The sequence below is a fragment of the Ensifer sp. ZNC0028 genome (assembly GCF_000799055.1).
GTDB lineage: Bacteria > Pseudomonadota > Alphaproteobacteria > Rhizobiales > Rhizobiaceae > Ensifer.
Map to the genome: position 1 here is coordinate 21,012 of NZ_JTLA01000045.1, position 13,793 is coordinate 34,804.

A 13,793-nucleotide genomic window follows, 5' to 3' on the forward strand; every position below is an offset into this window, starting at 1 on the left:
CCTTTCAAATGTTCTGTTATTGTTCTTGTTTTTGTGCGCGATCCGTGCAAGGCTTCTGCCTGCAACCCTGGGCGGTTGCGGCGCCCGATAGCCGGGCTGCCTGGGCGAGGGGGCAAGCATGGTCGCGCGCGTCAGCACGGTCGCATTTCAGGGTATAGAGGGACTGCCTGTTGATGTGCAGGTGATGGTCGCGCCGGGCAAGGTCGGCATGCAGATCGTCGGCCTGCCAGACAAGGCCGTCGCCGAAAGCCGCGAGCGGGTGCAGGCCGCGTTGCATGCCTCCGGTCTCGCCCTGCCGGCCAAGCGGGTGACCGTCAATCTCGCGCCCGCCGACCTGCCGAAGGAAGGCAGCCATTTCGACCTAGCCATCGCACTCGGGCTGATGGCAGCCCTCGGCGCCATCCCCGGCGATGCACTGGCGCCATACGTCGTCATCGGTGAACTCAATCTCGATGGCACCATTGCCGCCGTTACCGGAGCGCTTCCCGCGGCAATCGGCGCCAATGCGCTCGGCAAGGGGCTGATCTGCCCGGCCGAAAGCGGGCCGGAAGCGGCCTGGGCCGGCGCCGAGATCGATATCCTGGCGCCGCGCAGCCTGATCGCGATCGCCAACCATTTCCGCGGCACGCAGGTGCTTTCGCGGCCTGAGGCCGCCATCCGCTCGGGCGCATCGAACCTGCCCGATCTCGCCGACATCAAGGGGCAGGAGAGCGCCAAGCGGGCGCTCGAGGTGGCTGCTGCCGGCAACCACAATCTGCTGATGGTCGGCCCGCCTGGATCGGGCAAGTCGATGCTTGCCGCCCGCCTGCCGTCGATCCTGCCGCCGCTCAATCCGGCCGAATTGCTCGAAGTGTCGATGATCCACTCGATCGCCGGGCAACTGCCGGGCGGCAAGCTTTCGGACCGGCGGCCGTTCCGCACGCCGCACCATTCCGCCACCATGGCCGCGATGGTTGGTGGCGGCCTTCGCGCCAAGCCCGGCGAGGCGTCGCTCGCCCATAACGGCGTGCTGTTTCTCGACGAGTTTCCGGAATTCACGCCGCAGGTACTCGATGCGCTGCGCCAGCCGCTCGAAACGGCCGAATGCATCATCGCCCGCGCCAATCACCGGGTGAGCTATCCCGCCGCGATCCAGCTTGTCGCCGCCATGAACCCCTGCCGCTGCGGCATGGCCGGCGAGCCGGGCCGCAGCTGCGCCCGCGGGCCGCGCTGTATGTCCGACTACCAGGCGCGCATCTCCGGCCCGCTGATGGACCGCATCGATATCCGCATCGACGTGCCGGCCGTCAGCGCCGCCGACCTCTTGAAGCCGGCAGCGGCCGAAAGCAGCGAGGTCGTCGCCCATCGCGTCGCCCGCGCCCGCGCCATGCAGATCGACCGTTTTGCCGCCCTCGGCCATGCGGAGCTGACCAGCAATGCCCGCGCATCGACCTCGCTGATCGAGAAGATTGCGGCACCCGATGCGGCCGGGCTGCAGCTTCTGCGGGACGCTGCCGAAAAGATGAAGTTCTCCGCCCGCGGCTACCACCGTGTGCTGAAGGTCGCCCGCACGCTCGCCGATCTCGATGGCGCAGTAACCGTCGGCCGCATTCATCTCGCCGAGGCGATTTCCTATCGCATTGCCGGCGAGCGGCTGCAGGCGGCTGCCTGACGAGGGCAGACAAGACTGTGCATGCCCAGCTCTCGCCGTCTCGGGCACGCATGATGCTGGAAGCGGATCGTCCAAGCTTTCTTGAAGTAGCTTGGCCGGCGAGGAGTGAACTGGATGACGGATACTCCAAACGGCAGAAGAACCGATCGCGCCGAATGTCTGATCCAGGCGCTTCCGTCAAAGATCTACGCCGCGCTGGTCGATCCCGCTGCGGTGGCGGTCTGGCTGCCGCCCGAAGGCATGAAGGGGCAGGTGCATGCCTTTGAGCCGCACGTCGGCGGCGCGTTCCACATGGAGTTGATCTACGAGGCGCCGGACGACAGGACGCAGGGCAAGAGTTCGGCGGATGCCGACATCGTTTCCGGTCGCTTCGTCGCGTTGGAGCCGGATCGGTGCGTGGTGCAGGAGACCGAGTTTCAATCCGACGATCCCGCTTTTGCCGGGACGATGCGGATCACCTGGGCGCTGGAGCCGGCGGCAGATGGCACCCGCGTCAGCGTCACCTGCGAAAACGTGCCGGAGGGCATTTCGAAGGAAGATCACGACGCCGGCCTGCGCTCGACGCTCGCCAATCTTGCAGGCTTCACGGAGCAGGCTGGCTGAAGCGGAACCACGCATCAACGACAAACAAAAAGAGCGCCCGTGGCGCCCTTTCCAATTGTAGGTGATGCCAGCCCGATCAGCCGCCCAGGCCCTCGAAAAGCACCGTCGAGAGGTAGCGTTCGGCAAAGGACGGGATGATGACGACGATGGTCTTGCCGGCATTTTCCTCGCGCTGGCCGATCTCGATTGCGGCGGTGAGTGCGGCGCCCGCGGAAATGCCGACCGGCACGCCTTCGAGCTTGGCGACCAGGCGTGCCAATTCGATCGCCTCGGCGCTGCTGACTGTGACGATCTCGTCATAAACCGTGGTGTCGAGGATCGCCGGGGCAAAACCTGCGCCGATGCCCTGGATCTTGTGCGGCCCAGGGGCGCCACCGGAAAGAACCGGCGATTCTTCCGGCTCGACGGCGATCACCTTGACGGAGGGCTTGCGCGCCTTCAGCACCTGGCCGGCGCCGGTGATCGTGCCGCCGGTGCCGATGCCGGAGACGAAAATGTCGACCGCGCCGTCCGTGTCGTTCCAGATTTCCTCGGCCGTCGTCTTGCGGTGGATTTCCGGATTGGCCGGGTTTTCGAACTGCTGCGGAATGATGGCGTCCGGCAGCGTCTCGACCAGTTCCTGCGCCTTGGCGATCGCGCCCTTCATGCCCTTGGCGCCTTCGGTCAGCACCAACTCGGCGCCGAGCAGCGCCAGCATCTTGCGCCGCTCGACCGACATGGTCTCCGGCATCGTCAGAATCAGCTTGTAGCCTTTGGCGGCCGCGACGAAGGCGAGCGCGATGCCGGTGTTGCCGGAGGTCGGCTCCACCAGCGTCGTGCGGCCGGGCGTAATCTTGCCCTGCGCTTCCAGGCTCTCGATCATCGCTACGCCGATACGGTCCTTGACCGAGGCGATCGGGTTGAAGAACTCGAGCTTGGCCAGCAGGTTCGCCTTGACGCCCTTTTCCTTGGCAAGCTTGTCCAGCCGCACGATGGGCGTGTCGCCGATCGTTTCCGTGATCGAGGAGTAGACGCGGCCGCGGCCGGGCTTGCGTGTGTCGGACATGGGTTTCTCCCTTGGGCGTGAAGTGTCGGGCTATGAGAATAGGAACAATGAACGCGCAATTCCAGAACGACAAACACCACGCGGCGATCCGCCGAAGGAAAAACCACCGGCGAAGTCGTTGTTCGGGAAAAGTTTTTTCAGTTGGCGCGAACGGCGATATAGGCCGCCGTTCCGGCAAGCACGCTGGCGGCAACCCGGTTCAGCGCTTTCAGGGCCTTCGGTTGCTTGAGCAACAGTCGCGCACGCGAGGCGAGCAGCATATAGGGCACGAGTACGCTTAGGAGCACCAGGAAGGTGGCGGTCAGCAGCAGGCCGTAATCGCCGGGGCCGATCGCCCTGATGTCGATCAGCGTCGGCACGAGCGCCACGTAAAACAGCATCGTCTTCGGATTGCCGAGCGTGATCAGCAGGCCGGACAGGAAGGACATAGCCGCACTCGTCGACGGCTTTGCCTTGATGTCCTCGGGCAGCAGCCCCGCGCTCCAGAGCTTCCAGGCGATGTAAGCGAGATAGAGAACGCCGGCAAACTTCACCACCAGGAAGGCTGTGGTGAAGGTCTGGGCGATCAGCGCGAGCCCGAGGATGACGGCAGTCAGATAGATCATGTCGCCAAGCGCGATGCCGAGACCCATGAAGAAGGTTTCGCGGAAACCGGAGCCGAGCGCGCGCGCAACCAGCGCGGTCACGCCGGGACCGGGGATGGCAGCGGCGATGAAGAGCGCGCCGCTATAGGCGATGAGGGCCGCGAGCGTCATGGAACGTCCTTGCGAAGATGATGCCGATTTCTACCGCAAGCGACCGAAAAAGGAAATCACCGAACTGCGATCGGCGGGCGTCCGCTGACGAAATTGATCGGGTGACAAGTCTGGCGTTGTCCGCTGCAGCGAAATGCGTAGAGCTTGCTGAAAACGAGCGAAAGGCGCCTCTCCATGCCCGAGTTGAAGGATATGATCGGCTTTGCCCTCCTGGCCCTTGGCATGGTGCTGACGCCGGGGCCGAACATGATCTATCTGATCTCGCGCTCGATCAGCCAGGGGCCTGGCGCCGGCTTGATCTCGCTCGGCGGGGTGGCGCTCGGCTTCGTCGTCTACATGGTCTCGGCGGCACTCGGGATCACGGCGCTGCTCCTGGCCGTACCCTTTGCCTATGATGCGCTTCGCATCGCCGGTGCGGCCTATCTTCTCTATCTCGCCTGGCAGGCCGTCAGGCCCGGTGGCCGCTCGCCCTTTCAGGTCAAGAACCTACCGAAGGATGGGCCGAAGAAGCTGTTCGTCATGGGCTTCCTGACGAGCCTGCTCAATCCCAAGGTGGCGGTGCTCTATCTCTCGCTGCTGCCGCAATTCATCCGGCCGGAACTCGGCAACGTGCTCGGGCAATCGCTGGTCTTCGGCTCGATCCAGATCGCGACCAGCGTGACCGTCAACGCCATGATTGCGCTCGCCGCCAGCGGTATCGCCGCCTTCCTTGCCGGGCGGCCGTTGTTCATGGTGGTGCAGCGCTGGGCGATGGGTACGGCGCTGTTCGGCTTCGCGCTGAGCATGGCCTCGGAAGCGCGGCGCTAACGCGCGCTTGCCGATGCCTTCGTCAATCCCGGAGCGCGCTTACTCGAAAACCGGCCGCATGAAGCTGCGCTCGTAGCTGAGGATGCAGCGTGTCTTCTCGGCATAGGCGAAGGCGTCCTGGCATTCCGGATCCGCGGCCATTTCCTTGCGGTAGGCCTCGTATGCGGCCAGGCTCGGAAAGCTGAAGAGCGCCAGCGCAATATTGTTCGCCCCCTCGTGCGGCAGGAAGTACCCGTGATGCGTGCCGCCCAGCCGATTGACGAGCGGGATCCAGAGCTTGGCATAATGCTCGAACTCGGCCGCCTTGTAAGGGTCGATAACGTATTTCAGGTAGCAGGTGATCATGCGGTTCTCCCTTCGCGTTCCCGCTTGATAGAAGACGGAAACCGAAGTTTCCAGCCAAGAGTCATGCCGGCGGCGGCAACGAGGATCGCGACCGAGCCAGCGATCTGGATCGGCTGCAGCTGGTGCCCGAAGGCGAAGCGGTCGACGACGATCGCGGCGATCGGATAGATGAAGGAAAGCGCGCCGGTCACATGTGTCGGCAGCCGCTGGATCGCGCCGTAGAGCAGCACATACATCAGCCCGGTGTGGATGATGCCGAGGGTCAGGACGATCGACCATTGCGTTGCGCCTGACGGGGCGGGTGCGGCAAGCGCCATCGGTGCCAGCATCACGGTGCCGGTGATCACCTGGATCAGCGCGATCAGATGCGGCGGCGTGCCCTTGAGCAGCTTGGTCGCAATCGCCGCGATCGCGTAGAAGAAGGCAGCGCCGATCGAAAGGGCAACGCCGATCAGGTAGTCTTCGGGCGCGAAGCCCTGGCCGGGCTTGGCCGAAATGATCGCGAGCATGCCGGCGAACGACACCAGGAGCCAGAAGATCTTGGTGACAGTGATCTTCTCCCCGAGGAACACCGCGCCGAGCCCCAAGAGCATGAAGGGCTGGGTGTTGTAGACCATGGTCGCGATCGAGATCGATGCGTGGGAATAGGCGGCGAACAGCAGCAGCCAGTTGACGACGATGGCGATGCCGCCGACGACCGACAGCAGCAGCATCCGACGACTGAAGTGACGACGGTCGAGAAGTCCGAGCGCCCAGGCGATGGCAACGAGTGTCACGGCCCCGAAGACGCAGCGCCAGAACACCACGCTCGTCACCGGCTGCCCCGACATCAGCACGAACCAGCCGATGGTACCGGAGATCAGCATTGCTGCCGTCATCTCGATACTGCCGCGTTTGAGTTCGGTATTCATGGTCACTGCTCTCCTATTGGTGATCGCAGAATAGCCGGTACTCATGGCCTTTCCCATGGATGAACGAAGGCGATTATGCTATATTGCCTAATTATCGAAGTTCTGATTGTTGTTGTGACTTATGGTGTCGTGATGCTGGACGAGATAGACCGACGAATCCTCGACATACTGGCAGCCAATGCCCGGGTGTCGCTGAAGGAACTGGCGCAGGAGGCGGGGCTCTCCTCTCCGAGTGCTGCGGATCGGCTGCGCAAGCTCGAAGAGCGCGGCGTCCTCGACGGTTTCACCATCGCCCTCAACCCCGCCAAGGTCGGCTACCCGCTGCAGGCGGTCATCCGCGTGCGGCCGATGCCGGGCATGCTGCACATCGTCGAGCGGCTGATCCAGGAAACGCCGGAATTCGTCGAGTGCGACAAGGTCACCGGCGACGACTGTTTCATCGCCAAGCTCTACGTGCGCGACATGGCGCAGCTCGACACGATCCTCGACCGGATCGCCGAGAAGGCGCAGACCAACACCTCGATCGTCAAGTCGACGCCGGTCAAGCGCCGCCTGCCGCCGCTCCTTTAATGGGAAATCTGGCTTAAACGCCGGTCGAGCCGAAGCCGCCGGCGCCGCGTGCCGTCTCGCTTGCCCCGTCGGCCTCGCGAACCGTCACCTGCGTGACCGGTGCGATCACCATCTGGGCGATGCGCATGCCGCGCTCGATGATGAACTCCTCGTCGCCGAGATTGACCAGCAGCACCTTCACTTCGCCGCGATAGTCGCTGTCGATCGTGCCGGGCGTGTTGAGGCAGGTGATGCCGTGCTTGAAGGCAAGGCCAGAGCGCGGGCGGATCTGCGCCTCGTAGCCAGCGGGCACTTCGAAGATGAAGCCGGTCGGAACGAGGGCGCGCTTGCCTGGGTTCAGCATCAGCGGCCGATCGGCGGGAACGCCTGCGCGCAAATCCATGCCGGCAGCGCCTGCGGTCTCGTAGGCCGGAAGGTCCAGGCCTTCGCCGTGCGGCAGGCGAACGAGGTTGAGGGTCGGGCGGGATAGGGGCGTGTGCGTGCTCATGCCCGCATAAGCCGGGCCACGGGCGCCTCGGTCAATTGCATAATCGGGGCCGAGCCTGTAAAGGACGCGGCAACTCACAGGATTTTACGATATGGCTGAAACTCTCGCCGAGGCGGTCTCCCGCCGCCGCACATTTGCGATTATCGCCCACCCGGACGCCGGTAAGACCACGCTCACGGAAAAGTTGCTGCTGTTCGGCGGTGCCATTCAGCTCGCCGGTGAGGTCAAGGCCAAGAAGGACCGCATCCAGACCCGTTCGGACTGGATGAAGATCGAGCGCGAGCGCGGCATCTCGGTCGTCACCTCGGTGATGACCTTCGAGTATGGCGGCAACGTCTTCAACATTCTCGATACGCCCGGTCACGAGGACTTCGCCGACGACACCTACCGCACGCTGACGGCGGTGGACGCGGCCGTCATGGTCATCGATGCGGCCAAGGGTATCGAACCGCGCACGCTGAAGCTCTTCGAAGTCTGCCGCATGCGCGACATCCCGATCATCACCTTCGTCAACAAGATGGACCGCGAAAGCCGCGACCCCTTCGAGATCCTGGACGAGGTCGAGGAAAAGCTGGCGCTCGACTGCGCGCCGGTGACCTGGCCGATCGGGCGCTCCAAGACCTTCTGCGGCTCCTACAACCTCGCCGACAACACCGTACGCGGGTCCGACACGCAGGAAATCCCGACCAAGGTCAACGGCCCGGAGATGGCCTCCCATCGCCTGCCGGAAAACGAGCGCGACGCCTTTACCGAAGAGCTGATGCTGGCGATCGAGGCGTGCAAGCCCTTCGACAAGAAGGCTTTCCTTGAAGGTCACCTGACGCCGGTCTTCTTCGGCTCGGCGCTGCGCAACTTCGGTGTGCGCGATCTCATCAACGCGCTCGGCGACATCGCGCCGCCGCCGCGCGACCAGGTGGCGGATGTCCGCACGGTGCATGCCACCGACGACAAGATGACGGCCTTCGTCTTCAAGATCCAGGCCAACATGGACCCGAACCATCGCGACCGCATCGCCTTTGCCCGGGTCTGCTCCGGCAAGCTCGAGCGCGGCATGAAGGCGCGCCTGTCGCGCACCGGCAAGCAGCTGGGCCTGAGCGCCCCGCAGTTCTTCTTCGCCTCGCAGCGCCAGCTCGCCGACACGGCCTACGCAGGCGATGTCGTCGGTATCCCGAACCATGGCACGCTCCGGATCGGCGACACGCTGACCGAGGGCGAGCCGCTGGTGTTCCAGGGCGTGCCGAACTTCTCGCCTGAAATCCTGCGCCGCGTGCGCTTGGAAGATGCGATGAAGGCAAAGAAGCTGAAGGAAGCGCTGCAGCAGATGGCGGAAGAGGGCGTCGTGCAGCTCTTCTCGCCGGAAGACGGTTCTCCGGCGATTGTCGGCGTGGTCGGCGCGCTGCAGCTCGACGTTCTGAAGGAGCGCCTCAGCGCCGAATACGGCCTGCCGGTCTCCTTCGAAATGTCGCGCTTCTCGGTCTGCCGCTGGATCTCGTCCGATCAGCCGGCCGAACTCGACAAGTTCGTCACGGCCCGCCGCGGCGACATTGCCCGCGATCTCGACGGCGACCCGGTGTTCCTGGCGCAGGACAGCTTCTCGCTGCGCTACGAGGCCGAGCGCTACCCGGCGATCAAGATGGTCGCGATCAAGGAATATCACGTCGCCAAGGCGGCCTGATTGTTTGCGTCCGGCCGGTGCCAAGGCATCGGCCGGCCTCTCGGCGCACAAGCGCCCTTTCCGAACGAAATCCCTAAACCTAAAAATCGAAACGCGGCGACGAACGATCGAGCATGGCCATGCTTGGACGAGCGCCCCAGGTCTGTTCGATGGCCGGCGAAAGTGCTGTGAGCAGGCGGTCGATGTCCTCACGTGCCGTCTCGTGCAGCGCTTCTGCCACGATCAGCGCTCGCGTTGTCTCAGGTCGTATCGCCGAAAGGCCGCCCTGCCGGTTGGTCCAGCGCCGGGCATGCGCCCGCCCCTCCGCGTCAGTGAAGACCACTTCGGCTGGTTCCGGATTTTCCGTTTCTCCTGAGAACGTCAGATAGCTCTCGTTGCCGAATGCCCGGCAGACATGCAGATGGCCGGCAACCTGCGCCAGATCGAAGACCGCGATCGGTATGGCGAAGGCGAGCGACGCTGCGTTACAGAGATCGATCAGCGGGTGGATCGAGGGTAGGTCGCCTTCCTTGCGGAAGCGCCGGAGCAAGGCTTCAGACGCCGAGCGATACTGCGTCGGCTTCAATCCCATCTTGGCGAAGGTCCGGCGCCAGGCCTGGATCTCGGGCAGGTCGCTTTCCGAACCTGCGCCGAGGCGATCGTTCGCGATCGCTTGGAACTGGCGAACATGGTCCCCGACCGAGACGCCGCCGCTGATGCCATCGATGAAAAGCGCGCCGGCGCTCAGCTCCGGGAAGTCGCGCCAGATGTCGCCTGCGTGCTGGAAGTGCATGGAAGTCCTCGAAGTGGATGCGTTCATTCTGGTTCAGGCCTTTGCGGTCGGAAGGGCGCGTGCTGTCCTTCGGCCAGCGCGGATCTGGGGTAGGGTCATGCCGAGGACGGCGGCGAGTACACAGCCGATCCCAAGCAATTGTGGGGCGCCGACCGGCTCGCCGAGCAAGAGAAAGGCAAAGGCGACGGCTGAAACGGGCGCCAGCGCGGTGAAGACGGAAGCCTCCGTGCCGCTCACTTTGGCCGACCCCGCATACCAGAGCAGGAAGCCGGCAACGGTCGGGATGAGGGCGTAGTAGAGAACCGCAACGATTGCGTCCCTGTCGATCGCGGCCGTTGCATGCGTCTCGAAGAGCGCGGGGATGAGGGCGACCACGAAGCCGAGGCCGGCCATCAGCGTCGAAAGCGCCAGCGGCGAGATCTCCGTCTTCACGCGCTTGTTGAGAAGGATGAACAGGCCCTCGCAGATGACGGCACCGAAGATAAGGGCGATGCCGAGCGGCGAATGGGCGCCGCCTTCACCGGGCTTGAAGACGATGGTGAGCACGCCGGCTGCGGCAAGCGCGATCGCCGCAAGCACTTTGCGGTCCGGACGCTCGCCGAGAAGAAGGATGGCGATGGCGGCGGAAACCACCGGTAGGGTGCCGATCACCACGCCGGCATCGGTTGCCGACGTCAGGCTCAGGCCGGCGATCAAGAGCGTCGTATAGCCGACGCTGCCGGCCCCCGCCTGGGCGATGAGGAGAAGCCAGTCGCGGCCTTTCAGTTTCGGCCATGACGTCCTGGTGAGCCACATCAACAGCAGGAAGAGCGGGAAGGCGACGGCAAAGCGCAGCGCGGTGGCCGTGAACGGTGGCAGGCCCGCCGCGATGATCTTGCTGGCGATGACCGTGCTGCCGACGAGGATCATCGCCAGTGACAGGTAGAGATAGCCTTGAAATTTTCCCGACACGTCCGTTCTCCGTTGCTACGCCACGCTTGTCGCTGCGCGGCTGGTGCAGCAATGCGCCCGGGGAGGGCTCTGGTCTTGAACGGAATTGCGGGTGTTACTTTCTGGCCTCGGCATAAATGCCGGGCGAGAGGCCATATTTGCTGACGAAGACGCGGGTCATATGGCTCTGGTCGGCAAAGCCGGCCGTAAACGCAGCCTCCGCCAGCGGCATGCCTCCACCGATCAGGCGGCGAGCGAGATCGATCCGGCGCTGGACGATATAGGCATGTGGCGTCAGGCCGACCGCGCTCGCGAAATTGCGCACCAGTTGAAAGCGGCTGAGCCCGGCTTCAGCGGCAAGATCGGCCAGCGTGATCGCGGCCGTCGGGTCGTCGTCGATCATCGCCTTGGCCGCCGTGACTGTTGCCGGCCTCTCACCCTGGTTTCGCTTGCCGGTGGCAAGAACGCCTTCCAGCAGCATGAGGAGCTGTTCTTCATGCCGGATGGCGTCGGCCCTGGCCGTTGGGTCGGTGATGGCCGCAAACAGCGACCGAAATTGATCTGCCACCTCCCGGTCGTGAAAGGCGGGGGCAGTGAACTCGCCGGAATCCGCGCGGCCCTGGCTGATATCCTCGGCGGAAGTGGCGATGACGGATGGATCGAAATAGAGCATGCGCCAGGCGCGGCCGGCATCGCCGATCGGCATGCCGTCATGCACTTCGCCAGGGTTGACGGTGATCATGTCGCCGGCGCCGGCTTCGACCATGCCACGGCCACTGAGCGACTTCTGCGCCCCCTCATAGATGAGACCGATGCCGAACTGGTCGTGCGTGTGACGGGCGAAGGACTGGCGCGTTTCGGCCTCGACCGCGTCTATGCCCGCGGCCGCACTGCGCAACATCCTGATCTTGCCCTTCGCCATCTCGCGCGCCTGCTCCGGTCTCCAGCTTTGTCTTGTACACCGCAGAGCCGCCTCCGGCCATCGCAATGACGCGTCCTCGGGCTCACATCCGCGGCTCACGGAAACTTTCATCTTTTCGACGTTGCAATCACCGGCCGCATCCTTACGTTGCGATCCCAAGCGGCGCGAAAGGGAGATGATCGAAATGCTGGATCTGCGTGTTCACTTCCTCGAAGCGGACGGATCTCTGGCGCCGTGGCGCGAACGGATACTGCAGTCCGTGCGCGAGACCGCCGAGCGGATCGGCGCGGCGGTTTCTGCCTCAGACAGCGCCGCACCCATCGATGTCCTCGTCGAGCATCGTGCGGGCGAGACGATTCCCGAACTCGGTGTTGCAGGTGCCTGCTATCGCAGGGCGCTGGTCTTTTTCACGGTCGATCCCGGCAACGAGAATTTCGAGGTAAGCCTTGCTGCAGGAGAGGTGCGCAAGTTGCTGACGCACGAGCTGCATCATTCCTTCCGCCACGGCGCCTGCGGTTATGGTTCCAAGCTCGGCGAAGCTTTGGTCAGCGAGGGGCTAGCCGATGCCTTCGATGCGGAAATCAACGGCGGCGACGGCCACGCGTGGAATCATGCGCTCAAAGCTGCAGACTGGGAAAGCCTGTTGGAGCGCGCCGAGCGAGAGCTTTGGGCCGAGACCTATGATCATGCGGGCTGGTTTTTCGGCACCGATCGCTCCCTGCCGCGCTGGGCCGGCTACACGATCGGCTATCACCTGGTGAAGACCTATCTGGCGGCGAACCCGGACGCGCGCCCGTCGCAGATGACGGCAACGCCCGCATCGGTGGTGATCGGCGAAGCCTGGGCGCCGCTCAAGGAACGCCTGCTCGTTGCGGCATGATGGTTCCGTCCGAGGCGGCTAGGCGTGAGGCGGCTCGTCGCGATCACGCCCCGGCAGCTTCCTGACGTCGCCGATCCAGGGCAGTGCCGAGGCGCACCAGATCTGTGAGCGTGGCCGGAGCTGCCGGCGCTGGTTGACCGTTCCCACCCGGATGCCGACCTCCAGGGCGTCCTCGTCCGTGCCGGTCGTATAGATCGGCGAGCCGCAGTTGGGGCAGAAGAACTGCAGCCGCTGCCGCCCGTTTGCGCCGATCTTCACATAGAGCTTCGGTTCGCCGCCGGTCAGCCGGAAGTTCTCCCGCTCCGTGCCGGCGGTGACGCGGTAGGCGGATCCCGTCAATTGCTGGCAATCGGTGCAATGGCAGATGCCGACATCGGCCGGATCGATCTCCGCCTCATAGGTCACGAAGCCGCAATGGCATTGCCCGTCGATATGCATGAAGCCCTCCCTGAAAGCGGGAAAGCTAGGGCGGTCCGGGCAAAAAGGCTATGCCGCTCTCATTTGGTTCGCCGCCGCTTACACGCCGGTAAACAGCCACTCGTGTTCGCGGGCGTTGTGGAACTTCCAGATGCGCTTCGGCCCGGCCATGACGTTGAGATAGTAGACGTCGTAGCCATGCACGGCGGCGACCGGATGATAGCCCTTCGGCACCAGCGTCACGTCACCGTCCTCGACAGCCATGGATTCGTCGAGCGAGCGGTCGTCGGTATAGACGCGCTGCATCGCAAAACCCTGCGGCGGGTTGATGCGGTGGTAGTAGGTCTCTTCCAGATAGCTCTCGGCCGGCAGGTCGTCCTGGTCGTGCTTGTGCGGCGGATAGGAGGAGGTGTGGCCGCCGGGCGTGATCACCTCGACGACGAGCAGCGACTGCGCCGAGCCGTCGTCTTCCGGCATGATGTTGGTGACGTAGCGGGTGTTGGTGCCCTTGCCGCGGGTCATCTGCGGATGGGTGCCTGGGGCGATGACCTTCGCCTTGAAGCCGTCGCCGCCCGGGGCCGAGCAGATGGCAAGGTCGAGGTCGGAGGTGGCCGTTGCCTGCCAGCGGCTGCCTTTCGGCACGTAGACGGCATAGGGCTGGCCCTCGAACGGCGTCATGCGCTCTCCGAGCTCGCCGAGGCTTTCGCCGTCGACGGCGACCTTCGCCTTGCCGGAGACCAGCACCAGGCAGATTTCCTTGTCGCCGGTCTCGCCTTCGGTCGTCTCACCGGCTTTCAGCCGTTCCAGCGCGAAGCCGACATAGGTCCAGCCGGCGCTCTCCGGCGTCACGTTTTGCATGAGGCCCGATTTGGCTTTCGGTTTGACGAGCAGCTTGGACATGTCGATCTCCCTGAATTCTTTTCTAGGGCACGCCGAACGTATGGCTTGCCCCTCACCCTAACCCTCTCCCCGCAGGCGGGGAGAGGGGATTGTCGAGTTCGCCGCTACTTTCTGCTTCGCCGG

Annotated in this window: 16 protein-coding genes; 6 read left to right on the forward strand and 10 right to left on the reverse strand. The window is 64.3% G+C overall.

Annotated elements, in window-relative coordinates; genetic code table 11:
* The first annotated feature begins 118 nt into the window (after positions 1–118).
* The gene (locus tag L981_RS11365; protein ID WP_043615473.1) at positions 119–1,651 is read left to right on the forward strand and encodes a YifB family Mg chelatase-like AAA ATPase; all 1,533 of its coding nucleotides are present in this window, start codon (positions 119–121) and stop codon (positions 1,649–1,651) included.
* Positions 1,652–1,765: 114 nt separating this feature from the next.
* Positions 1,766–2,254: an SRPBCC family protein gene (locus tag L981_RS11370; protein WP_043615476.1), complete on the forward strand. Its 489-nt coding sequence runs from the start codon at positions 1,766–1,768 to the stop codon at positions 2,252–2,254.
* 76 nt (positions 2,255–2,330) lie between these two features.
* Here L981_RS11370 and cysK read toward each other — a convergent pair whose 3' ends face one another.
* Complete coding sequence (gene cysK / locus L981_RS11375) at positions 2,331–3,299, reverse strand: cysteine synthase A (protein ID WP_043615479.1); 969 nt, start codon at positions 3,297–3,299, stop codon at positions 2,331–2,333.
* Positions 3,300–3,436: 137 nt separating this feature from the next.
* Positions 3,437–4,054: a LysE family translocator gene (locus L981_RS11380; protein WP_043615483.1), complete on the reverse strand. Its 618-nt coding sequence runs from the start codon at positions 4,052–4,054 to the stop codon at positions 3,437–3,439.
* Between the two features lie 174 nt (positions 4,055–4,228).
* Here L981_RS11380 and L981_RS11385 point away from each other — a divergent pair, with 174 nt between their 5' ends.
* Positions 4,229–4,861, forward strand: a complete 633-nt coding sequence (locus L981_RS11385; protein ID WP_043615486.1) for a LysE family translocator — start codon at positions 4,229–4,231, stop codon at positions 4,859–4,861.
* A gap of 39 nt (positions 4,862–4,900) precedes the next feature.
* Here L981_RS11385 and L981_RS11390 read toward each other — a convergent pair whose 3' ends face one another.
* Both L981_RS11390 and L981_RS11395 read right to left on the reverse strand, forming a co-directional pair.
* The gene (locus tag L981_RS11390; protein WP_043615489.1) at positions 4,901–5,206 is read right to left on the reverse strand and encodes an NIPSNAP family protein; all 306 of its coding nucleotides are present in this window, start codon (positions 5,204–5,206) and stop codon (positions 4,901–4,903) included.
* On the reverse strand, positions 5,203–6,117 hold the full coding sequence (locus L981_RS11395) for a DMT family transporter (RefSeq protein ID WP_043615492.1): 915 nt from the start codon (positions 6,115–6,117) through the stop codon (positions 5,203–5,205). Before L981_RS11395 ends, L981_RS11390 begins: the two co-directional genes overlap by 4 nt.
* 132 nt (positions 6,118–6,249) lie before the next feature.
* Here L981_RS11395 and L981_RS11400 point away from each other — a divergent pair, with 132 nt between their 5' ends.
* Positions 6,250–6,687, forward strand: a complete 438-nt coding sequence (locus L981_RS11400) for an Lrp/AsnC family transcriptional regulator (RefSeq protein WP_043615495.1) — start codon at positions 6,250–6,252, stop codon at positions 6,685–6,687.
* A 13-nt stretch (positions 6,688–6,700) separates the two neighbouring features.
* Here the strand turns inward: L981_RS11400 and dut are convergent, their stop codons facing one another.
* On the reverse strand, positions 6,701–7,174 hold the full coding sequence (dut, locus tag L981_RS11405; RefSeq protein WP_043615498.1) for a dUTP diphosphatase: 474 nt from the start codon (positions 7,172–7,174) through the stop codon (positions 6,701–6,703).
* 91 nt (positions 7,175–7,265) lie between these two features.
* Between dut and L981_RS11410 the strand changes: the two genes are divergently transcribed.
* Entirely contained in the window at positions 7,266–8,849 is a 1,584-nt protein-coding gene (locus tag L981_RS11410; protein ID WP_043615500.1) for a peptide chain release factor 3, read from the forward strand.
* 79 nt (positions 8,850–8,928) lie between these two features.
* On the opposite strand, the gene L981_RS11415 is transcribed toward L981_RS11410, so the two are convergent.
* The 3 genes from L981_RS11415 to L981_RS11425 all read right to left on the reverse strand — a co-directional run bounded on the left by L981_RS11415 (position 8,929) and on the right by L981_RS11425 (position 11,473).
* Entirely contained in the window at positions 8,929–9,621 is a 693-nt protein-coding gene (locus tag L981_RS11415; protein WP_043615502.1) for a B3/4 domain-containing protein, read from the reverse strand.
* A gap of 33 nt (positions 9,622–9,654) precedes the next feature.
* The gene (locus L981_RS11420; protein WP_043615505.1) at positions 9,655–10,572 is read right to left on the reverse strand and encodes a DMT family transporter; all 918 of its coding nucleotides are present in this window, start codon (positions 10,570–10,572) and stop codon (positions 9,655–9,657) included.
* A 94-nt stretch (positions 10,573–10,666) separates the two neighbouring features.
* A complete protein-coding gene (locus tag L981_RS11425) occupies positions 10,667–11,473 on the reverse strand; it encodes an AraC family transcriptional regulator (protein WP_043615508.1) in 807 nt (268 codons plus the stop codon).
* Between the two features lie 184 nt (positions 11,474–11,657).
* Here L981_RS11425 and L981_RS11430 point away from each other — a divergent pair, with 184 nt between their 5' ends.
* On the forward strand, positions 11,658–12,353 hold the full coding sequence (locus L981_RS11430) for a DUF2268 domain-containing putative Zn-dependent protease (protein ID WP_210166424.1): 696 nt from the start codon (positions 11,658–11,660) through the stop codon (positions 12,351–12,353).
* Positions 12,354–12,371: 18 nt separating this feature from the next.
* Here the strand turns inward: L981_RS11430 and L981_RS11435 are convergent, their stop codons facing one another.
* Both L981_RS11435 and iolB read right to left on the reverse strand, forming a co-directional pair.
* Positions 12,372–12,791 carry a GFA family protein gene (locus L981_RS11435; protein ID WP_043615510.1) on the reverse strand — a complete coding sequence of 140 codons (420 nt, stop codon included), beginning with the start codon at positions 12,789–12,791 and terminating at the stop codon, positions 12,372–12,374.
* Positions 12,792–12,869: 78 nt separating this feature from the next.
* Positions 12,870–13,670, reverse strand: coding sequence for a 5-deoxy-glucuronate isomerase (iolB, locus tag L981_RS11440; RefSeq protein WP_043615512.1), 801 nt, complete (start codon positions 13,668–13,670; stop codon positions 12,870–12,872).
* Positions 13,671–13,793: the final 123 nt, after the last annotated feature.